We start from the raw sequence: 21,519 nt of genomic DNA, 5'->3' as shown, positions 1-21,519 counted from the left end.
ATGAACACTGTTCAATTGTGCGTTGTTTTTATTTAAATTGCTGTTTTTGATTGAAATTATTGGCAATGACATTGGCCTGACATTGATTAGTTTTTATCTTTTTTGAGGTTTTTGGTGTAATGAACAGTGTTGTTTTTCAATAAATTGAGAAGGTGATTCGCCCTAGAACCGCTCTAAAAGTGAGTTATATCATTATGCCGAAAAGGCATAGTCTTGCTGTCTTTCGAATTAAGATGATTTCGTCCGGGAGTTTGTTTACACTAAACGAAATACATCTTTAAGCGCACTACCCAGTCCTATGACAGGGTGGGCTTTTTTTGTCCAAAGACCCATTTGGGCTTGAGGTTATAAAATGGAAAAAGTTCCAATGACACTACGTGGCGAGCAAAAGCTACGTGCAGAACTCGATCGTCTACTTAAACTACGTCCTCAGATCTCAGAGGCAATTGCTGAAGCTCGTGAGCTAGGTGATTTAAAAGAGAATGCTGAATATCACGCCGCTCGTGAAGAGCAGGGCATTTGTGAAGCACAAATCCGTGACATTGAATACAAACTGTCAGTTGCTCAAGTTATTGATGTAACGAAGATGGAGAACACGGGTAAAGTTATTTTTGGTTCAACCGTAACCTTGATTGATATCGACACCGAAGAAGAAAAAACGTACCAAATCGTTGGTGATGACGAAGCCGATATCAAAGCAGGTCGCATTTCAGTGAGCTCACCTATTGCTCGTGGCCTAATTGGTAAGATGGAAGGCGATGAAGTTGCTATTCAAACCCCGGGTGGCGCGAAAGACTTCGAAATTGACCGAGTAGAATATATCTAAGTCGTTTGGAGTAGCATTACTACTCTGATAAAACGCAAAAAGGTCGCCTCAGGCGACCTTTTTTCTTCAGCAACGTAAGTAGAGTTACTTACGAGGGATTTCGATTTTACGCTCTTCAGACTGGCGGTATAGCACAAGCACTTTACCAATAGTCTGAACTTTTTCAGCGCCCGTCTCACGTACGATAGCGTCGATGATTAGCTGTTTTGTTTCACGATCTTCCGAAGCAACTTTTACTTTGATAAGTTCGTGATGGTTAAGAGCGATTTCAATTTCTGCTAGCACGGCTTCTGTAAGTCCATTTGCGCCCATTAGCACAACAGGTTTTAAACTGTGAGCTAGGCCTTTAAGGTGCTGCTTTTGTTTGGTGCTTAGGTTCATTACGCGGCCAATTTTCTTTAAAATAAGGGTTGAAAAAAGCTATTTTAACGCCATCTATTGCTGAAGACTATAATTTATTGAGTAATAGGTAGCGCCTATTAAAACAATAGCTCCAATTTGTGCCTTGTTGGGATTAAAATGAGTAAACAAAAACATTCGGCTAGTTCTGGTCGTTGGTTGAAAGAACACTTTGATGATAAATACGCGAATGAAGCCCGAAAAAAAGGCTACCGCTCACGTGCTTATTTCAAGATCGATGAGATTCAAACGAAAGATAAATTGTTAAAGCCTGGAATGACAGTCGTCGACTTGGGGGCCGCGCCGGGCGGATGGTCTCAATATGCTGCTAAGATAGTAGGGGACAGTGGGCAGATCATTGCGTGTGACTTGCTTCCTATGGACCCGATTGCTGGCGTTAGCTTTTTACAAGGCGACTTTCGTGATGATGCGGTATTGGACGCTTTGCTAGAAAGGATCCAACCTTCCATGGTAGACGTAGTAATGTCTGATATGGCGCCTAACATCGCGGGAAACAATTCTGTTGATCAACCTCGCGCTATGTATTTAGTTGAATTAGCTTTAGATATGTGTCGACAAGTTCTAGCGCCTAATGGTAGCTTTGTCGTAAAGGTTTTCCAAGGGGAAGGCTTCGATCAGTATGTGAAAGAAGTCCGAGACATGTTTAAAGCCGTAAAAATTAGAAAACCAGACTCATCGCGAGCTCGCTCTCGAGAGGTCTTCGTCGTAGCCACTGGTTACAAAGGTTAACCATTTTGCTCTCTTGAGAGCGTGTTAACACTATAGCTACAGTTAATGAACTGTAGTACCCTACCTTTAATTACAATTAGTTATCGAGAGGCTTACACCTTGAGTGACATGGCAAAAAATTTAATTCTGTGGCTTGTTATCGCCGTCGTATTGATGTCGGTATTTCAGAGCTTTGGCCCTGGAGAAAGCAATGGCAGAACCGTGGATTACACCACGTTTGTACAGGAAGTTGGCCAAGGCCAGATTCAAGAAGCAACTTTTAAAGACGGTGAAATTAGCTTTGTTCGTCGTGGCGGCGGTGCCAAAATGGTCACTTACATGCCAGTGTATGACCAAAAGCTTCTAGATGACCTAATTAACCAAAACGTGAAAGTACAAGGCACGCCTCCAGAAGAGCAAAGCTTGCTTGGTACTATCTTCATCTCTTGGTTCCCAATGATCTTACTAATTGGTGTATGGATTTTCTTCATGCGTCAAATGCAAGGCGGCGGTGGTAAAGGCGCCATGTCTTTTGGTAAGAGCAAAGCTCGAATGATGAGCGAAGAACAAATCAAGACAACTTTTGCTGACGTTGCTGGTTGTGACGAAGCAAAAGAAGACGTGAAAGAACTGGTGGACTACCTACGCGATCCAAGCCGCTTCCAAAAACTAGGCGGTAAGATTCCAACGGGTGTTCTAATGGTTGGTCCTCCTGGTACGGGTAAAACGCTTCTAGCGAAAGCCATTGCCGGTGAGGCGAAAGTACCATTCTTTACTATCTCTGGTTCTGATTTCGTAGAAATGTTCGTTGGTGTTGGTGCATCTCGTGTGCGTGACATGTTTGAACAAGCAAAGAAAGCTGCACCTTGTATCATCTTTATCGATGAGATCGATGCGGTAGGCCGTCAACGTGGCGCAGGTGTTGGTGGTGGTCATGATGAACGTGAACAAACACTAAACCAAATGCTCGTTGAGATGGATGGTTTCGAAGGTAACGAAGGTATTATCGTTATCGCTGCGACTAACCGTCCGGACGTGCTAGACCCTGCGCTACTGCGTCCTGGTCGTTTTGACCGTCAAGTGGTAGTTGGTCTTCCAGATGTACGTGGCCGTGAACAGATCCTAAAAGTTCACATGCGTAAGGTCCCTCTAGCGGGTGATGTAGAGCCTTCTCTCATCGCACGTGGTACTCCAGGCTTCTCTGGTGCTGACCTAGCAAACTTAGTTAACGAAGCAGCCCTGTTTGCTGCGCGCGGTAACAAGCGCAACGTTTCTATGGTTGAGTTTGAACTGGCGAAAGACAAAATCATGATGGGTGCTGAGCGCCGTTCAATGGTGATGTCTGAGGAAGTGAAAGAGTCAACCGCATACCACGAAGCGGGTCACGCGATTGTTGGTCGCTTGGTTCCTGAACACGATCCAGTGTACAAAGTGTCTATCATTCCACGTGGTCGTGCGTTGGGTGTAACAATGTACCTTCCAGAGCAGGACCGCGTGAGCATGTCTCGCCAACACCTAGAATCAATGATTTCTAGCTTGTACGGTGGTCGTTTAGCAGAAGAACTTATCTACGGTGCTGACAAAGTATCAACCGGTGCTTCTAATGATATCGAGCGCGCAACAGATATTGCTCGTAAGATGGTTACTCAATGGGGTTTCTCTGAAAAGCTTGGTCCTCTGCTGTATGCAGAAGATGAAGGCGAAGTGTTCTTAGGACGTAGTGTAACTCAGACTAAACATGTGTCTGACGATACAGCGAAGTTGATTGATGACGAAGTTCGTCAGATCATTGACCGCAACTACGATCGTGCGAAGAAGATTCTTCAAGAGAACATGGATATCATGCATGCGATGAAAGATGCGCTGATGAAGTATGAAACCATTGATGCTCGCCAGATTGATGACTTAATGGAGCGCAAAGCTGAAATTCGTGAGCCTGCGGGCTGGAGTGATAACTCAGCAAGCAAACCAGAAGACAGCGACAAGCCTCAAGCAAAGCAAGAAGTTAAAGAAGAAGCAACGGAGACTGCGAAAGATGCAGAACAGCCTAGCTCTTCTGAAACAACTTCTAACGAAGCGCCTGAAAAGAAAGACTCTGAATAAAGAGTATCGATAATATTAAACCCCGAGTTATCTCGGGGTTTTTGTGTTTATGATGATGATTACAGCAAATAACAAATCTTTGGACCTTTCGCGTCCACATGTCATGGCCATTCTAAATGTGACACCGGATTCCTTTTCGGATGGCGGTAAATACAACTCAATTGAACTTGCTCTTGCTCAAGTTGATAAAATGATAAAGGCTGGTGTAAGTATTGTTGATGTTGGTGGTGAATCGACAAGACCTGGTGCACCGGATGTGTCTTTGGAAGAAGAGCTTAGGCGTGTTGTCCCAGTAATCAAAGCCATTCGAGAAAAGTATGATGTGTGGATTTCCGTTGACACCAGTAAAGCAGAAGTGATGCGCCAAGCAATTGATGCTGGGGCTGATTTGATCAATGACATCCGCTCGCTGCAAGAGCCAGGTGCTCTGGAAGTCGCAGCAGAAGCAAACCTTCCAATTTGTCTGATGCATATGAAAGGTCAACCTAGGACCATGCAAGTTGACCCTCATTATGATGATTTAATGGGGGACGTGTCGGCTTTTCTAGAAGAACGTATCGCGGCGTGTGAAGCTGCAGGGATTGATAAATCTCAACTGATTCTCGATCCTGGGTTTGGCTTTGGCAAAACAATCGAACACAATTATCATATGCTTGCTCATCTTGAAAAGTTTCATGAATTCGGCCTGCCTATTTTGGCTGGCATGTCTCGTAAATCCATGATCTTCAAACTGTTAGACAAGCCAGCGGCAGAGTGTACGAATGCAAGTGTCGTTTGTGCTACGATTGCCGCGATGAAAGGCGCGCAGATCATTCGCGTGCATGACTTTGAAGAGACAATCGAAGCGATGAAAGTTGTTGAGATGACGAAAAACAATATTTAAAAATAATAAAGGAAAGTTTATGTCGAATGAAAGACGTTACTTTGGTACTGACGGTGTGCGCGGTAAAGTAGGACAATACCCAATCACTCCAGACTTCGTACTTAAGCTTGGCTGGGCTGCTGGTCGTGTACTAGCGAAACAAGGCACAAAGAAAGTTATCATAGGTAAAGATACACGTATTTCAGGTTATATGCTTGAATCTGCACTAGAGGCTGGCCTTGCAGCTGCGGGACTTAAAGCAACATTTACTGGTCCCATGCCAACTCCAGCTGTGGCATATTTAACTCAGACTTTCCGTGCCGAGGCTGGTATTGTGATTTCTGCATCACATAACCCATATTACGACAACGGCATTAAATTCTTTTCTTCTGAGGGTACTAAGCTACCTGACGATATCGAATTGGCGATCGAAGCTGAGTTAGATAAAGAAATTGAATGTGTGGAGTCTGCTGAGCTTGGTAAAGCAACCCGCCTAAATGATGCAGCTGGTCGTTACATCGAATTCTGTAAGAGTACTTTCCCATCTGAGTTGAGCCTTGCGAACTTTAAGATCGTAGTAGACTGTGCGCACGGTGCAACGTACCACATCGCTCCAAATGTTTTCAAAGAACTTGGGGCAGAAGTTATCGCTATGGGCGTAGAGCCTAACGGCATCAACATTAATGAAAAAGTGGGCGCAACAGACGTACGAGCTCTTCAACAGCGTGTTGTTGAAGAGCAAGCGCATCTTGGTCTCGCATTTGATGGTGATGGTGACCGCATCATTATGGTCGACCACCTAGGTAACAAAGTTGATGGTGACCAAATTGCTTATATCATCGCTCGTGATGCACTTCGTCGTGGTGAGCTAAAGGGTGGTGTTGTTGGTACACTAATGACTAACTTGGGTATGGAAAATGGTTTAAAGCAGCTAGGCATTCCGTTTGTACGTGCTGCTGTTGGTGACCGTTATGTCATGGAGCAACTGCTAGAAAAAGGTTGGAAAATTGGTGCTGAAAACTCAGGCCATGTGATCTTATTAGATAAAGTCACAACCGGCGATGCGATTGTTGCTGCACTTCAAGTACTTGCTTCTGTAATTGGCAGCGATATGTCTTTATATGAACTATCGCAAGGAATGACATTATATCCTCAGGTTTTAGAAAATGTCCGTTTCTCAGGAGAAAGTAACCCTCTTGAAGCTACAGCTGTATTAAACGCTGTCGCTGAAGTAGAGGCGACACTTGGTGATAAAGGGCGTGTACTGCTGCGTAAGTCTGGCACTGAGCCTTTGATCCGCGTTATGGTGGAAGGCGAAGATGGTGAACTAGTTCAACACTCAGCATTGAAAATCGCTGAGGCTGTTAAAGCAAGTTGTTAATCATTGCGTTAAAGCATGTCTTGAATGAAAAGGGCATCTTTTGCCCTTTTTTTGAGCGCTTAACGCATTGGCATTGATTTTTTACTAATTTTCCCTTGTCAGCGTTACTGGCTTTCGCTAGTATTGCTCCGCCTCCCGTTAGGAGGTCGCTAGCCTTGTTCATTATGATTTGTTCTTTTGAACGGCGCTGGCTCAACAATTTGGAACATAGGTGGAAAAAATGTTTTCAGTTCTACTTGTGATTTACCTGTTGGCAGCGCTTGGTGTGATTGGCCTTGTGTTGATTCAACAAGGTAAAGGCGCAGATATGGGAGCCTCGTTCGGTGCTGGTGCTTCAAACACAGTGTTTGGTGCTGGCGGCTCAGGTAATTTCTTAACCCGAACAACTGCTATTTTAGCAACCGTATTCTTTATCGTTAGCTTGTTACTTGGTCGTATGTCTACGCACCAGACTGAATCACAATGGGTAGACCCAACGTTAGGTCAACCAGTTGTTGAACAAGTTAAGGATGCAGCGAGTGAAGTTCCTGCCCCTGCGGGTGATGAAATTCCTCAATAAGCTGTAAGGTTTTGATGCCGAGATGGTGAAATTGGTAGACACGCTAGCATGAGGTGCTAGTGCCTTAGGTGTGAGGGTTCGAGTCCCTCTCTCGGCACCATGTATTTACAAACTTGTAAATCACTTGTTTGCGAGTATAATGCTCAGCAAGTCGGACGCGGGGTGGAGCAGCTTGGTAGCTCGTCGGGCTCATAACCCGAAGGTCGTCGGTTCAAATCCGGCCCCCGCAACCAATCTCTTTCTTTAAAAGGAAATCGTAGATTGGCAAGTTTGCGTAGTGCTAACCACACTACGAGTTAAGAAAAGCAATTGTTGGCTATTCTTAACGTATCAGGGTCCAGCAGCATAAAACCCCGACTATCGGGGTTTTTTGTTATCTGAGCTTTTTTGAAATAGCTCAGATACTGCTTGGTTTTTTGATTGGGCTCTGAGCCCTTTTTTTGTTTCTGGAGTGGTTAAATGACTGGTTTAGAAAGACAACTTACTGAAATGCTTGACGCGCCAGTAGCGGCATCAGGTTATGAGTTAGTTGGATTAGAATTCATTCGTGCAGGCGCGCACTCAACGTTACGTATCTACATTGACCATGAAAATGGTATTAACGTAGACGACTGTGCAGAAGTTAGCCACCAAGTTAGTGCAGTTTTAGACGTTGAAGATCCAATTTCTGTTGCTTACAGCCTAGAAGTGTCTTCTCCAGGTTTAGAAAGACCACTTTTTAAAGCAGCACATTACGAGCAATTTATTGGTCACGAGGTCAGCATCGTATTGAAAATGGCTGTAGCAAACCGTCGTAAGTGGAAAGGTATTATCCACGGTGTTGATGGCGAAACAGTGACAATTACTGTAGACGGTCAGCAAGAAGAGTTTGCTCTAAGTAACATTTCCAAAGCTAACCTGATCCCTAAATTTTAGTTCCCTAAAAAAGTTTAAGCTTAGAGGCTAAATACAATGAGTAAAGAAATTTTAGCGGTAGCAGAAGCGGTATCGAACGAAAAAGCGGTACCTCGTGAGCGTATCTTTGAGGCTCTTGAGATTGCTCTAGCAACTTCTACAAAGAAAAAATACGAAATCGAAATCGACGTACGTGTTGCCATTGACCGTAAAACCGGTGAGTTTGTAACTTACCGCCGTTGGTTAGTTGTTGATGACGTTGAGAACCCTACAAAAGAGATCTCACTAGAAGCAGCGCAATACGAAGATGATTCAATCGAGCTTGGCGACTACGTAGAAGACGAAATCGAATCAGTAACGTTTGACCGTATTACGACTCAAACTGCTAAGCAAGTTATCGTACAAAAAGTTCGTGAAGCTGAGCGCGCACAAATCGTTGAACAGTTCATCGACAATGAAGGTGATCTAATCACTGGTGTCGTGAAAAAAGTAAACCGTGACACAATCGTGCTTGATCTTGGTAATAACGCTGAAGCGGTAATCCTGCGTGATGACCAACTTCCTCGTGAAAACTTCCGTCCAGGCGACCGCGTACGTGGCCTTCTTTACAAAGTCGCGCCTGAAGCACGTGGTTTCCAATTGTTCATCACTCGTTCTAAGCCAGAAATGTTGGCAGAACTGTTCCGTGTTGAAGTGCCTGAAATCGCAGAAGATATTATCGAGCTGAAAGGCGCAGCACGTGATCCTGGTTCTCGCGCTAAGATCGCTGTCAAAACAAATGATAAACGTATCGACCCTGTAGGTGCGTGTGTTGGTATGCGTGGTGCACGTGTACAAGCTGTTTCTGGCGAACTTGGTGGTGAGCGTATCGATATCGTTCTTTGGGATGATAACCCAGCTCAATTCGTTATCAACGCAATGGCGCCAGCTGATGTTGCTTCTATCATCGTTGATGAGGATGCACACTCAATGGACATCGCAGTTGAAGCTGACAACCTAGCGCAAGCTATTGGTCGTAACGGTCAAAACGTGCGTCTAGCATCTCAACTAACCGGTTGGGAACTGAATGTTATGACAGTTGCTGATCTTCAGAAGAAACACGCTGAAGAATCACAAGCATCTATTGAAAACTTCATGAAGTACCTAGATATTGAAGAAGACTTCGCTCAACTTCTTGTTGAAGAAGGTTTCTCAACGCTAGAAGAAATCGCATACGTGCCAGTTAACGAGCTACTAGAAATCGATGGTTTGAATGAAGAACTAATCGAAGAGCTTCGTGGACGTGCAAAAGATGCACTAACGACGATCGCACTAGCACAAGAAGAGTCTTTTGAAGGTCTAGAACCAGCTGAGGACCTACTTGCACTTGAAGGTCTTGAGCGTGAGATGGCATTTAAATTGGCAGCGAAAGGTGTAGCGACACTGGAAGATCTTGCTGACCAAGGTATTGACGATTTAGAAGGTATCGAAGGCCTGACCGAAGAACGTGCAGGTGAGCTAATTATGGCCGCACGTAACATCTGTTGGTTCGGCGAAGAAGCATAATTTTCGGCAAGGAGGAAGCGGCATGACACAATTAACAGTTAAAGCACTGAGTGATGAGATTGGTACGCCAGTCGACCGCTTGATTGAACAACTTGCTGACGCTGGCATTAAAAAGGCGAGCTCTGACAATGTTACTGATGAAGAGAAGCAGAAGCTTCTCTCTCATTTAAAGAAAGAACACGGTGATAAATCAGGTGATTCAGAGCCGACTCGCCTTACGCTTCAGCGTAAAACTCGTAGTACACTTAGTGTGAACGCGGGTGGTGGTAAGAGTAAGAATGTTCAGGTTGAGGTGCGCAAAAAACGTACATACGTGAAGCGCAGCACAATTGAAGATGAAGCGAAACGTGAAGCTGAAGAAGCAGCACAACGTGAAGCAGAAGAAGCAGCAAAACGTGCAGCAGAAGAAGCTGCAAAACGTGAAGCTGAAGAAGCTGCGAAACGTGAAGCTGAAGAAGCTGCAAAACGTGAAGCGGAAGAAAAAGCGAAACGTGAAGCTGAAGAAAAAGCGAAGCGAGACGTAGATACGAATGCACAACGTAATGCTGAAGAAAAAGCAAAGCGTGATGCTGAAGAGAAAATTAAGCAAGAAGCAGCGCGAAAAGAGGCCGACGAGCTTAAACGTCGTCAGGAAGAAGAAGCTAAGCGTAAGGCTGAAGAGGAAAGTCAGCGCAAGCTTGAAGAAGCTCGCGAATTGGCTGAAAAGAATAAAGAGCGTTGGTCTGCTGCAGAAGAGAAAAAGGGTGATATGGAAGATACAGATTACCATGTAACGACTTCACAATACGCACGTGAAGCCGAAGATGAAGCAGATCGCAAAGTAGAAGGCGGTCGTCGTAAGAAGAAAAAAGCAGCTTCGGGTAAAGACGACCAAGCTCGCGGTGGCCGTAACAACCAACGTGGCGGTAGAGGTCGTAAGGGCAAACTTGCTAAGCCGACTTCAATGCAGCACGGGTTTGATAAGTCAGCAACGGTTGCTAAGCAAGACGTTGTAATTGGCGAAACGATCGTTCTATCAGAACTTGCTAACAAGATGTCGGTTAAAGCGACAGAAGTTATCAAAGTAATGATGAAGATGGGCGCTATGGCGACTATCAACCAAGTGATCGACCAAGAAACAGCACAACTTGTTGCTGAAGAAATGGGCCATAAAGTAGTTCTTCGTAAAGAGAACGAACTGGAAGAAGCGGTACTATCTGACCGTGACACTAACGCGGAAGCAGTTCCACGTGCTCCAGTTGTTACTATCATGGGTCACGTTGACCACGGTAAAACGTCAACACTTGACTACATCCGTCGCACACACGTTGCTTCTGGCGAAGCGGGTGGTATTACTCAGCACATTGGTGCGTACCACGTTGAAACAGACAACGGCATGATCACGTTCCTTGATACTCCTGGACACGCAGCGTTTACTGCAATGCGTGCTCGTGGTGCTCAAGCAACAGATATCGTTGTTCTTGTAGTTGCAGCAGACGATGGCGTAATGCCACAAACAGTAGAAGCGATTCAGCACGCGAAAGCGGCAGGCGTTCCTCTAATTGTTGCTGTGAACAAGATCGATAAAGAAGACGCGAACCCAGATAACGTTAAGAACGAGCTTGCTCAATACGACGTTATTCCTGAAGAGTGGGGCGGTGAGAACATGTTCGTTCACATCTCTGCTAAACAGGGTACAAACATCGATGGTCTTCTAGAAGCAATCCTTCTTCAGTCTGAAGTTCTTGAACTTACAGCTGTAGCTGAGGGCATGGCATCTGGTGTTGTTGTTGAATCTCGCCTAGATAAAGGTCGTGGTCCAGTTGCAACAGTACTTGTTCAATCAGGTACACTAAACAAAGGCGACATCGTTCTTTGTGGTCAAGAATACGGCCGTGTTCGTGCAATGCGTGATGAGCTAGGTAAAGAAATTACTTCGGCTGGCCCATCTATCCCTGTAGAGATCCTAGGTCTTTCAGGTGTACCATCTTCAGGTGATGAAGCAACAGTAGTTCGTGACGAGCGTAAAGCGCGTGAAGTAGCTAACTACCGTGCTGGTAAGTTCCGTGAAGTGAAACTTGCTCGTCAGCAGAAATCTAAACTAGAGAACATGTTCTCTAACATGACTGCTGGTGAAGTTGCTGAACTTAACGTTGTACTTAAAGCAGACGTTCAAGGTTCTGTAGAAGCAATCGCTGACTCATTAGTTAAGCTATCTACTGACGAAGTTAAAGTGAACATCGTTGGTTCTGGTGTAGGTGGTATTACGGAAACTGACGTAGTACTAGCGGAAGCTTCAAACGCAATCATCCTTGGCTTTAACGTTCGTGCAGATGCTTCTGCTCGCCGTGCTGTTGAAGCCGCAGCTGTTGACTTACGTTACTACTCAATCATTTACCAATTGATTGATGAAGTGAAACAAGCAATGGGCGGTATGCTTGCTCCAGAATTCAAGCAAGAGATCATTGGTCTTGCTGAAGTTCGTGACGTGTTTAAGTCACCGAAACTGGGCGCTATCGCTGGTTGTATGGTTACAGAAGGTGTGATCAAGCGTAACAACCCAATCCGTGTACTACGTGATAACGTTGTTATTTACGAAGGTGAACTAGAGTCACTACGTCGTTTCAAAGATGACGTTCAAGAAGTTAAGAATGGCTACGAATGTGGTATCGGCGTTAAGAACTACAATGATGTTCGCGTTGGTGACCAAATCGAAGTCTTCGAAATCGTTGAAATTAAACGTACTCTAGACTAATTGACTAAAATTACTAATATTGTCTTTGAAAGATAAGTAGTAATTGGTTGTTGAATACACCATGGGGGGCTGGCTTTGACCAACCCCCCATTCTTTCTATATAAGAGTAAAGATATGTCAAAAGAATTTAGCCGCACGCAGCGCGTTGCACAGCAGCTGCAAAAAGAACTAGCGATGATCCTTCAACGTGAAGTTCGTGACTCTCGCCTTGGCATGGTGACGATCTCAGACGTAGAAGTCTCTCGTGACCTAGCTTACGCAAAAGTATTTGTGACCTTCCTGTGTGTGGGTGAGCAAACACCAGAATCATGTCTAGCAGCGCTACGTGAGCACGAAGTGCACATTCGCATGATGTTAGGTAAGCGTATTCGTCTACGTTTAACGCCAGAAATCCGCTTCCACTATGACAATACGCTTGTTGAAGGTATGCGTATGTCTAACCTAGTGTCTGAAGTCGTTAGTTCAGACAAACAAAAGCAAAAAGATTCTGGTCGTGAGGACGAAGAATAATGGCTCGTCGTCGTAAAGGTCGTCCAATTAATGGCGTTATACTGTTGGACAAACCAACAGGTATCTCTTCCAATGATGCACTGCAAAAAGTAAAGCGAATCTACTTTGCCGAGAAAGCAGGCCACACTGGAGCCTTGGACCCATTAGCGACAGGCATGCTGCCAATTTGCTTGGGTGAAGCGACAAAATTTTCTCAGTTTCTTCTTGATTCTGATAAACGCTACCGCGTGATCGCAAAGCTGGGTGAACGTACCAATACGTCTGACTCGGATGGTGAAGTTGTAGAGACGCGTCCAGTCGATGTTACGTTAGACAAGCTAGAAGCGTGCATCGATCAGTTCCGTGGTGAATCTGATCAAGTGCCTTCCATGTTCTCTGCGTTGAAGTATCAAGGTAAACCCTTGTATGAATACGCTCGTAAAGGCATCGAAGTTCCGCGTGAATCTCGTAAGATCACGGTATATGAGATTGTTCTTCACCGTTTTGAAGGCGATGAAGTAGAGATGGAAGTGCACTGCTCTAAAGGTACCTATATTCGTACTATCGTTGATGATCTGGGCGAAATGTTAGGTTGTGGTGCGCACGTAACTATGCTTCGTCGTACTGGTGTTGCTAAATACCCTTACGAGAATATGGTAACACTTGAGCAACTAAATGAGTTGCTAGAGCAAGCTCACCGCGAGGAACGAGCGCCTCGAGAGCTACTGGACCCACTGCTTTTGCCAATGGATACCGCGGTAGAAGACTTACCAGAAGTCAACTTGGTGCCTGAACTGGCGAATATGGTCCAACATGGGCAGCCCGTTCAAGTATTTGGTGCTCCGACTGAGGGCTCACTTCGCCTTACTATGGGTGAAGAACGCTTGTTTATTGGCGTTGGCGAAATGAACGAAGATGGCAAAATCGCTCCTAAGCGATTGGTCGTGTTCCGAGATGACGTTGCATCCAAGTAAATGATTGAAAATACCGATCTGAGTGTCGGTATTTTTATATTGCACGAGATAGGAAATTTCCCTATAATCCGCGCTTCGCGTAGCGGCTGAATCAGAGATTGGCTGCTACAACTTTAAACCTACTCTTATTAGGAGAGAATTATGTCTCTGAATGCAGAAACTAAAGCAGCAATCGTTGCAGAATACGCACAAGGCGAAGGCGACACTGGTTCACCAGAAGTTCAAGTAGCTCTACTTACAGCTTCTATCAACCACCTACAAGGTCACTTCAAAGCGCACAAAGGCGATCACCACAGCCGTCGTGGTCTTCTACGCATGGTTTCTCGTCGTCGTAAGCTTCTAGATTACCTAAAAGGTAAAAACCTAGCTCGCTACCAAGACCTAATCAAACGTCTAGGCCTACGTCGCTAATCAGCGACTGCATAGCAGTTTGTCTAAAAAGGGGCTTTATGCCCCTTTTTTGTTGCCTAAATTTAGCCAAATTAGACTTATGCCGTTATAATACTGGCGGCTAAACCTTGTAAGAGGTTTTCTCAAAAGCTCATAGCATTACAGTCAACCACGTCGACCAAAAGGTCGCGACTATTCAAAAGGAATTTCCGAGTTTCTTTTTACTAGTCGCGATTCGTAATGCCTTGAGTGTCAATTAACACATCTAAGATTTCTTTAAGCACTAAAGGAAGATTAGAAACAAGGAATAACAATGTTCGAAAAACCAGTTGTTAAAACGTTCCAGTACGGTAACCACACAGTTACTTTAGAAACTGGCGTTATTGCACGTCAAGCTACAGCAGCAGTTATGGTCACAATGGATGATACGTCTGTATTCGTATCTGTTGTAGGTAAAAAAGAAGCCGTTGCAGGTCAAGACTTCTTCCCACTAACGGTTAACTACCAAGAGCGTACTTACGCTGCGGGTAAAATCCCAGGCGGCTTCTTCAAACGTGAAGGTCGTCCTTCTGAAGGCGAAACGCTAACAGCTCGTCTAATCGACCGTCCAATCCGTCCGCTATTCCCAGACGCGTTTAAAAACGAAGTTCAGGTTATCGCGACAGTAATGTCTGTAAACCCAGATGTTCAGCCAGATATCGTTACAATGATCGGTACTTCTGCTGCTCTTGCTATCTCTGGCATTCCATTCAACGGCCCTATCGGTGCGGCGCGTGTTGGTCATATCGATGGTCAGCTTGTACTTAACCCTAGCCAAACTGAACTAGAAACTTCTAAGCTTGACCTTGTTGTTGCAGGTACAGAGTCAGCAGTATTGATGGTTGAGTCAGAAGCGGACAACCTAACTGAAGAAGAAATGCTAGCGGCGGTTGTTTATGGTCATGACCAACAACAAGTTGCTATTAAAGCTATCAACGAATTCAAAGCAGAAGTTGCAACTCCTGCTTGGGATTGGGTTGCTCCTGAAGAGAACACAGCGCTTAAAAATAAGATTGCTGATCTAGCAGAAGCTAAACTTGTTGAAGCCTACCAAATTACTGAGAAAATGGCTCGTTACGACCGCATCCATGAGATCGCTGCGGAAGTAAATGAAGTTCTTCTTGCTGAAGATCCTGAAGCAGATACAAAAGAAATCCACACTATCTTCCATGATCTAGAGAAGACAGTAGTACGTAGCCGTATTATTGCAGGTAACCCTCGTATCGATGGCCGTGAAAAAGACATGGTTCGTGCACTAGATGTACGTACTGGTGTTCTTCCTCGTACTCACGGTAGCGCGCTATTCACTCGTGGTGAAACTCAGGCGATCGTTACGGCAACGCTAGGTACTCAGCGTGATGCTCAAATCATCGATGAGCTAACTGGTGAGCGTAAAGATCACTTCCTACTGCACTACAACTTCCCTCCATACTGTGTAGGTGAAACTGGTTTTGTAGGTTCTCCTAAGCGTCGTGAAATCGGCCACGGTAAACTGGCGAAGCGTGGTATTGCTGCAGTAATGCCTTCTGTTGATGAGTTCCCATACACAGTACGTGTTGTATCGGAAATCACTGAATCTAACGGTTCATCTTCAATGGCTTCAGTATGTGGTACTTCTCTTGCACTTATGGACGCAGGTGTGCCAATCAAAGCATCTGTTGCTGGTATCGCAATGGGTCTTGTTAAAGAAGGTGACGATTTCGTTGTACTTTCTGACATCCTTGGCGATGAAGACCACCTAGGTGACATGGACTTTAAAGTAGCAGGTACTAACACTGGTATCACTGCACTTCAAATGGACATCAAGATCGAAGGCATCACTAAAGAAATCATGCAAATTGCGCTTAACCAAGCTCAAGGCGCACGTAAGCACATCCTATCTGTAATGGATGAAGCAATCTCTGGTGCTCGTGAAGACATCTCTGAATTTGCTCCGCGTATTCACACGATGAAGATCAGCGCTGAGAAGATCAAAGACGTTATCGGTAAAGGTGGTGCAGTTATCCGTGCTCTAACTGAAGAGACTGGTACAACTATCGAAATCGAAGACGACGGTACTATCAAGATTGCGGCAACTGAAGGCACTGCTGCGAAAGAAGCTATCCGCCGTATCGAAGAGATCACTGCTGAAGTGGAAGTGGGCCGTATCTACACAGGTAAAGTTGCACGTCTAGCTGACTTCGGTGCATTCGTAACGGTTCTTCCAGGCAAAGATGGTCTTGTACACATTTCTCAAATCGCAGAAAAACGCGTAGAGAAAGTGTCTGACTACCTAGCTGAAGGTCAAGAAGTTCAAGTTAAAGTTCTTGAAATCGACCGCCAAGGCCGTGTACGTCTAAGCATGAAAGAAGCGGTAGAAAAGCCAGCTGAAGAAGCTGCTGCTGAAGCACCGGCTGCTAAAGACGAGTAAGACAAAATGAGACTTTCAGCCTTTTATTAGATTAAAGGCCTGAAAGCATGTTATAAAAGGGGAGCATTTTCGCTCCCCTTTTTTGGTTTGTTTCGATGTATTAACCTCAAACGAGGTTATCGCCTATATTGCATTAAGAGAAACAAATCTTGAGCGGTCCAAACAGGAGTATCAATTAGTGAAATGGTTTCAAACCGCAATTTTATGTGTTGCTATCGCGCTGACCGGTTGTGCAAATACTTCTCAACAATCAGCACAAAAGTGGTTATATCCACCGATGGCGGTGCCACTTCAGCCTAGTGTTCAACAAGAAGTACAAATCGCGCGTCTATCGCAGTTGCTACAACGTCCCGACCTTAGTGATGAAGTGCGCGCTAAAATGCATTATGAGCGCGGTAGCTACTACGACAGCGTTGGTTTGCGTGATCTTGCCCGTTTGGACTTTAACCAGTCTTTGCAGTTGAATCCCGCTCAGCCGGACATCTTCAATCTCTTGGGGGTATACTTTACCCAAGTAGGAGAGTTTGATGCGGCATATGAAGCGTTTGACTCAACCATAGAGTTGGCTCCTGATAATACCTATGCTGAGCGCAACCGTGCGATTGCACTGTATTATGGTGGTCGAATCGATCTCGCTTTAGAAGATATGACCAAGCACTATCAAGAAATGCCAACGGATCCTTTTCGTTCATTATGGCTGTACATCATCGAAGCTGAGCAAAATCCAGAGCAAGCAAAAGCCAATCTTCAACAGCGTTATTTACGAGATCGTAGTGAAGAGTGGGGATGGGTTCTTGTTGCTATCATGCTACGAGACGTCTCGGACGAAGACGCGCTTAAAGCAATTATGGATGGAACGAGAGAGAACTATCGCCTAGCTGTACGATTGACGGAAACGTATTTCTACCTTGGAAAGCGTAATCAGCTTGAAGGTGATATCGCAAGTGCCATCTCACTTTATAAGCTCGCGATTTCGTTCAACGTTTACGATTATGTTGAGCATCGCTATTCTTTCTTGGAATTGGCGCAAATTTACGATCAATTACAGCAAGATAGATTGGCCAAGTTAAAGGCTGCCAAGAAGCTGGAAATTGAATGATTTAGAGCCGCTCGATGAGAGCGGCTTTTTTTATGATTGAACTTGATGAGTGACTCATTTAAAATAGTTAGTCTTGCTAACTAAGTGGTGGTGGCTTTTATGGCATTAGAAGAAAGCTTGATTGATTTAGAGCGTTTTTGCGCCAAAGCTTGGCGTGTCTATGCCAAAGAAGATCCATTATCACATCTAAGCTTTAATGAGTTCGATTATTTACGTGTGATTCAGGTTTACCCTGAGGGTGTGCGAATAACCGATCTTGCAGAAGAGCTGCAAGTGACTAAGCCTTCCGCATCGACAATGGTTGTGCGTTTGGAAAAAAAGGGTTTGGTGAAACGCATCGCATGTAATGAGGATGCTCGTGCTAAGCGTGTGTTGCTTACGGAAGAAGTCGCAGAAAAAATGTCTTTGGAGCAGGTAGTGTACAAAGATATCTCTGACCAAATGATGCAACAATTAAATCAGCAAGAAGCTGAACACTTACAAGCTTTATTGAATAAAGCATTGAGTAATAAGTCATTTTAAACTGAAGCAAAGGCCTCAGCTGTATGGTTTAGTTTTTGTTGTTTCATCTTTCTTTTATTTAATTTAACCATTTAGTTAGTCTTGCTAATTAAATGGTTAGCTTTGCTAACTACTGGTGACAGTCATGCAAAACTCAATTTATAGACAGTTTTGGAAATATACGATTCCAACCGTCGCAGCAATGCTCGTAAACGGTTTGTATCAAATAGTTGATGGCATTTTTATTGGCCGTTATGTTGGCGCTGACGGATTAGCTGGGATCAATGTTGCGTGGCCTATTATCGGTTCGATCCTCGGTATAGGAATGATGATTGGGGTGGGGACTGGCGCGCTGACTTCGATCAAGCAAGGAGAGAATGATCATGAAGGCGCTAAGCGAATCCTAACGACCGGATTGACATTGTTAGCGGCATTGATGCCAATCGTTGCTACAATATTGTTCTTGTTTTCGGATGAATTTATTCGCTGGCAAGGTGCGGAAGGGCGAGTGTTTGAACTTGCGCTGCAATATTTGCATATTCTGATTGTCGCGTGCGTATTCACGTTGGGTTCTATCGCAGTTCCGTTTTTATTACGCAATGACGACAGCCCGAACTTAGCAACGATTTTGATGGTCATCGGTGCCGTTATTAACATTGTATTAGACTACGTATTTATTGCTTGGTTAGAGTGGGAGTTAACCGGAGCCGCTATTGCCACTGCACTTGCACAATTAGTGGTCACTGTGCTCGGTATTGGTTACTTCTTTACTTCAAAAGCAACATTACGCCTTCGTATCCGCGACTTCAAAGTTCAGGTTGATGCTGCACCGAAGATTATCATGATAGGTACATCAAGTTTCTTTATGTACGCCTACGGCTCTGTGATGGTGGCACTGCACAACGCGTTATTTGCTCAATACGGAAGTGCAATGTTGATCGGAGCGTACGCCATTTTGGGGTACATCGTGACGGTTTACTATCTGATAGCAGAAGGAATTGCGAATGGTATGCAGCCTTTAGTGAGCTTCAACCACGGTGCACGTAATCAGGAGAACATCAGAAAGTTATTAAAGGTCGCGATGGGGACATCTGTGCTTGGTGGGGTGGCGTTCGTTGTTTTGATGAACCTTTTCCCGTACGAACTGGTTGCGGTGTTTAATAATGCTGACCAACAGTTGATTGATAGCACCGTGATCGGGATTCGTTTACACATGTTTGCGTTGTTCTTAGATGGTTTTTTAGTTGTTGCGGCCGCGTACTATCAATCAGTAAACAAAGGCAGCAAAGCTATGTTTGTAACACTAGGCAACATGCTGGTCCAGTTGCCATTCTTATTCATTATGCCGAAACTTTTCGGCGTGACAGGTATTTGGTTAGCTTTCCCATTGTCTAACATTGCATTGAGTTTGGTCGTGATCAGTATGTTGTGGCGAGATGTGAAAAAGCTGCTTAATGAGAGTTCTGTCGAACCAAGGGTGCAAGCCTGCTAACAAAAGCTAACAGATAAAAGCGAGGCTAGGCCTCGCTTTTATCTTTAAGGATTAAATGGTTTTTACTTCTAAGCCCGCTAGTTGATGCCAATAGCCATTGCATTGGCGGCTTTCGAGCTTTTCAGGATTATCGCCGTATTCGTTTGAGCGAAAACGCTCTAACTCTGAAAAAATGTCCATACCAAGAGGGCTTAACCGGACCACATCAACCAGCCCTTTCATACTTGGTAAGTCATTGATGAGGTTGTAGCAATACCCTGACTGTGTTTGAATGCCGTTAAGGTTAAAGACTTCTTGCCCTTCTTGGCTGCTGACCTGGATACCCGTAGGGTATTTGATACAGCAGGTTTCGCAATCGTCTTTCGCTCGGTTTTCAGCTCGGGCTGTGAAACAGCGAGCGGAATACGCTAAAGGCAAATAACCGTGGCTAAATACCTCAACTTCAAACTTGTTACGAATACCAAGCTCGTCACACTGAACTAAAGTATCGTTTAACCATTCGCGAGATAGCTCGACAGGCATGCACCAACGCATCATACCTTGCTTCAAAAATAAGTTGAGCGTGTGTGCGTTATAAGTATTGATTGCAGGGCCAACGACGAAAGGCACTTTATGCTCTGATGCCAATTGAACAGCAGATACGTCATTTGCTTCAATCGCGAAGTCACCGTTGTCGATGTACTTCCTCATTATGTTTACTTCACTCGGAGCTTCTAGTAGTGCCATTGTTGATAGCACCACTTGCTTGCCAGATGCAGACAGCTCTTTTGCGATTTCAAGCCAATGCGAAGGCTTCATTTCTCGACGTTTTGAACATACGGTTTCCCCAAGATAGATGATGTCCGCGGAGCTTGATTTCGCTTGTTCATAAAACGCTTCGATGTCTTGTTTTGGCCAGAAGTACAACAGCGGGCCAAGCGCGTATTTCATTGAATTATCCATCTTAACCTCTACTGCCATTTGCGGTGATAAGCACCAAGTGTGGTCTGCGTACCTTCAGACACGTTTGCCAATGCGGCATCCCAAGCCGCTTCGACTTGGTAAGCTTCTGGGTTTGCTTGGTAACGGTCAATCGCGGCTCGCCATGTTCGAGTGACTTGTTCTACGTAAGCAGGGCTACGTTGGCGACCTTCAATTTTTACAGACGCCACATTTGCAGCAAATAGTTCTGGCAGCATAGAGAGGGTGTTCAAACTGGTTGGTTCTTCCAGTGCGTGGTAGCGTTTTTTCTCGCCTTCGATTTCTGCTTCGAAACGACCTTTACACAAGGTAGGGTAGCCCGCATTTTCACCGGCGCTGTAGCGATCGATCAAAATGTCGTTAAGGCGGGATTCCAGACCATTTTCTGTTTCTTGCCAGCGAACGTACTTAGCTGGAGAGCATGCTCCCACAGTGTTTGGAGACTCGCCTGTCATGTATGACGATAGGTAGCAGCGACCTTCAGACATGATGCAAAGGCTACCAAAAGCAAAGACTTCTAACTCGACATCGCTAGTGATGTTGCGTGAGAGCTGTTTGACCTGATGAATCGATAAAACGCGGGGTAGCACTACCCGTTTTACGTTGAAGTTTTGTTTGTAAAAATCAATGGCTGCGACGTTGGTCGCTGATGCTTGCACTGAAAGGTGTAGTTCCAGATGGGGATATTTGCGAGCCGCGTACTCCAGCACTGCAATGTCTGCAACAATCAGCGCGTCTACACCCAGTGCCGCTGCATTGTCTACTGCGTTCGTCCAGCGCTCGAAGCCATTGGGATGAGCGAAGGTATTCAACGCGACATGAATTTTTTTATTGCGGTCATGAACGTATTGCACCGCTTTTTCTAATTTCTTGCCGTTAAAGTTGAGGCCAGCAAAGTGACGGGCGTTGGTATCATCTTTGAAACCAATGTAGACGGCATCGGCACCGCAATCAATCGCAGTTTTTAACGCAGGCAGGTTACCCGCGGGACACAAGAGTTCCATATGCTCACAATCATTGAGAATAAAAAGGTGTCCGCATTTTATGAAGAATTATGAATAGCGAAATTGACCTAAGTTAGGTTTAGCTCAATAAAGTCGATATTTACCCCTTGCGAGTAAGGGTATCGGGTC

19 protein-coding genes and 2 tRNA genes are annotated in these 21,519 nt (G+C 44.9%); 18 read left to right on the top strand and 3 right to left on the bottom strand.

The genetic code is table 11. The features are described 5' to 3' along the window. Positions 1-352 precede the first annotated feature (352 nt). The gene (greA, locus tag R7Z78_RS11105; RefSeq protein WP_005380065.1) at positions 353-826 is read left to right on the top strand and encodes a transcription elongation factor GreA; all 474 of its coding nucleotides are present in this window, start codon (positions 353-355) and stop codon (positions 824-826) included. Positions 827-910: 84 nt separating this feature from the next. Here the strand turns inward: greA and yhbY are convergent, their stop codons facing one another. Continuing rightward, positions 911-1,207, bottom strand: coding sequence for a ribosome assembly RNA-binding protein YhbY (gene yhbY / locus R7Z78_RS11100; protein WP_005380066.1), 297 nt, complete (start codon positions 1,205-1,207; stop codon positions 911-913). 138 nt (positions 1,208-1,345) lie between these two features. Between yhbY and rlmE the strand changes: the two genes are divergently transcribed. The 17 genes from rlmE (at position 1,346) to R7Z78_RS11015 (ending at position 19,426) form a co-directional block, all read left to right on the top strand. Further along, positions 1,346-1,975 (top strand): 23S rRNA (uridine(2552)-2'-O)-methyltransferase RlmE, encoded by a 630-nt coding sequence (gene rlmE, locus R7Z78_RS11095; RefSeq protein ID WP_104975562.1) that lies wholly within the window; start codon positions 1,346-1,348, stop codon positions 1,973-1,975. Between the two features lie 108 nt (positions 1,976-2,083). Further along, on the top strand, positions 2,084-4,057 hold the full coding sequence (gene ftsH, locus R7Z78_RS11090; RefSeq protein ID WP_017635895.1) for an ATP-dependent zinc metalloprotease FtsH: 1,974 nt from the start codon (positions 2,084-2,086) through the stop codon (positions 4,055-4,057). Positions 4,058-4,109: 52 nt separating this feature from the next. Beyond that, on the top strand, positions 4,110-4,940 hold the full coding sequence (gene folP, locus R7Z78_RS11085) for a dihydropteroate synthase (protein ID WP_017820419.1): 831 nt from the start codon (positions 4,110-4,112) through the stop codon (positions 4,938-4,940). Between the two features lie 19 nt (positions 4,941-4,959). Beyond that, complete coding sequence (gene glmM, locus R7Z78_RS11080) at positions 4,960-6,300, top strand: phosphoglucosamine mutase (RefSeq protein ID WP_005388992.1); 1,341 nt, start codon at positions 4,960-4,962, stop codon at positions 6,298-6,300. Between the two features lie 220 nt (positions 6,301-6,520). Beyond that, positions 6,521-6,859, top strand: a complete 339-nt coding sequence (gene secG, locus R7Z78_RS11075) for a preprotein translocase subunit SecG (RefSeq protein WP_005380080.1) — start codon at positions 6,521-6,523, stop codon at positions 6,857-6,859. 16 nt (positions 6,860-6,875) lie between these two features. Next, positions 6,876-6,959: transfer RNA gene (locus R7Z78_RS11070), tRNA-Leu, on the top strand. Positions 6,960-7,015: 56 nt separating this feature from the next. Next, positions 7,016-7,092, top strand: a tRNA-Met gene (locus tag R7Z78_RS11065). A 226-nt stretch (positions 7,093-7,318) separates the two neighbouring features. Next, a complete protein-coding gene (gene rimP, locus R7Z78_RS11060; protein WP_005386424.1) occupies positions 7,319-7,774 on the top strand; it encodes a ribosome maturation factor RimP in 456 nt (151 codons plus the stop codon). Between the two features lie 36 nt (positions 7,775-7,810). Continuing rightward, on the top strand, positions 7,811-9,298 hold the full coding sequence (gene nusA / locus R7Z78_RS11055) for a transcription termination factor NusA (protein WP_005380084.1): 1,488 nt from the start codon (positions 7,811-7,813) through the stop codon (positions 9,296-9,298). Positions 9,299-9,320: 22 nt separating this feature from the next. Continuing rightward, the gene (infB, locus tag R7Z78_RS11050; protein ID WP_005380086.1) at positions 9,321-12,032 is read left to right on the top strand and encodes a translation initiation factor IF-2; all 2,712 of its coding nucleotides are present in this window, start codon (positions 9,321-9,323) and stop codon (positions 12,030-12,032) included. Between the two features lie 114 nt (positions 12,033-12,146). Further along, complete coding sequence (rbfA, locus tag R7Z78_RS11045; RefSeq protein WP_005380087.1) at positions 12,147-12,542, top strand: 30S ribosome-binding factor RbfA; 396 nt, start codon at positions 12,147-12,149, stop codon at positions 12,540-12,542. Beyond that, positions 12,542-13,495 (top strand): tRNA pseudouridine(55) synthase TruB, encoded by a 954-nt coding sequence (truB, locus tag R7Z78_RS11040; protein ID WP_005380088.1) that lies wholly within the window; start codon positions 12,542-12,544, stop codon positions 13,493-13,495. Before rbfA ends, truB begins: the two co-directional genes overlap by 1 nt. Positions 13,496-13,636: 141 nt before the next feature. Continuing rightward, positions 13,637-13,906 (top strand): 30S ribosomal protein S15, encoded by a 270-nt coding sequence (gene rpsO / locus R7Z78_RS11035; RefSeq protein ID WP_005380094.1) that lies wholly within the window; start codon positions 13,637-13,639, stop codon positions 13,904-13,906. A gap of 292 nt (positions 13,907-14,198) precedes the next feature. Beyond that, positions 14,199-16,334 carry a polyribonucleotide nucleotidyltransferase gene (gene pnp / locus R7Z78_RS11030; RefSeq protein ID WP_054574827.1) on the top strand — a complete coding sequence of 712 codons (2,136 nt, stop codon included), beginning with the start codon at positions 14,199-14,201 and terminating at the stop codon, positions 16,332-16,334. A 178-nt stretch (positions 16,335-16,512) separates the two neighbouring features. Beyond that, positions 16,513-17,433: a lipoprotein NlpI gene (gene nlpI / locus R7Z78_RS11025; RefSeq protein ID WP_104975561.1), complete on the top strand. Its 921-nt coding sequence runs from the start codon at positions 16,513-16,515 to the stop codon at positions 17,431-17,433. Between the two features lie 99 nt (positions 17,434-17,532). Further along, on the top strand, positions 17,533-17,955 hold the full coding sequence (locus tag R7Z78_RS11020; RefSeq protein ID WP_104975560.1) for a MarR family winged helix-turn-helix transcriptional regulator: 423 nt from the start codon (positions 17,533-17,535) through the stop codon (positions 17,953-17,955). A 124-nt stretch (positions 17,956-18,079) separates the two neighbouring features. Beyond that, positions 18,080-19,426 (top strand): MATE family efflux transporter, encoded by a 1,347-nt coding sequence (locus R7Z78_RS11015; RefSeq protein WP_017635889.1) that lies wholly within the window; start codon positions 18,080-18,082, stop codon positions 19,424-19,426. A gap of 51 nt (positions 19,427-19,477) precedes the next feature. Here the strand turns inward: R7Z78_RS11015 and R7Z78_RS11010 are convergent, their stop codons facing one another. Further along, on the bottom strand, positions 19,478-20,356 hold the full coding sequence (locus R7Z78_RS11010; protein WP_169644378.1) for a U32 family peptidase: 879 nt from the start codon (positions 20,354-20,356) through the stop codon (positions 19,478-19,480). 20 nt (positions 20,357-20,376) lie between these two features. Next, on the bottom strand, positions 20,377-21,390 hold the full coding sequence (locus tag R7Z78_RS11005; protein WP_064376538.1) for a ubiquinone anaerobic biosynthesis protein UbiU: 1,014 nt from the start codon (positions 21,388-21,390) through the stop codon (positions 20,377-20,379). Between the last annotated feature and the right edge of the window lie 129 nt (positions 21,391-21,519).

Source organism: Vibrio sp. 1167 (assembly GCF_033340375.1).
Lineage (GTDB): Bacteria > Pseudomonadota > Gammaproteobacteria > Enterobacterales > Vibrionaceae > Vibrio > Vibrio alginolyticus.
This window is presented reverse-complemented; position numbering and strand designations above follow the sequence as displayed.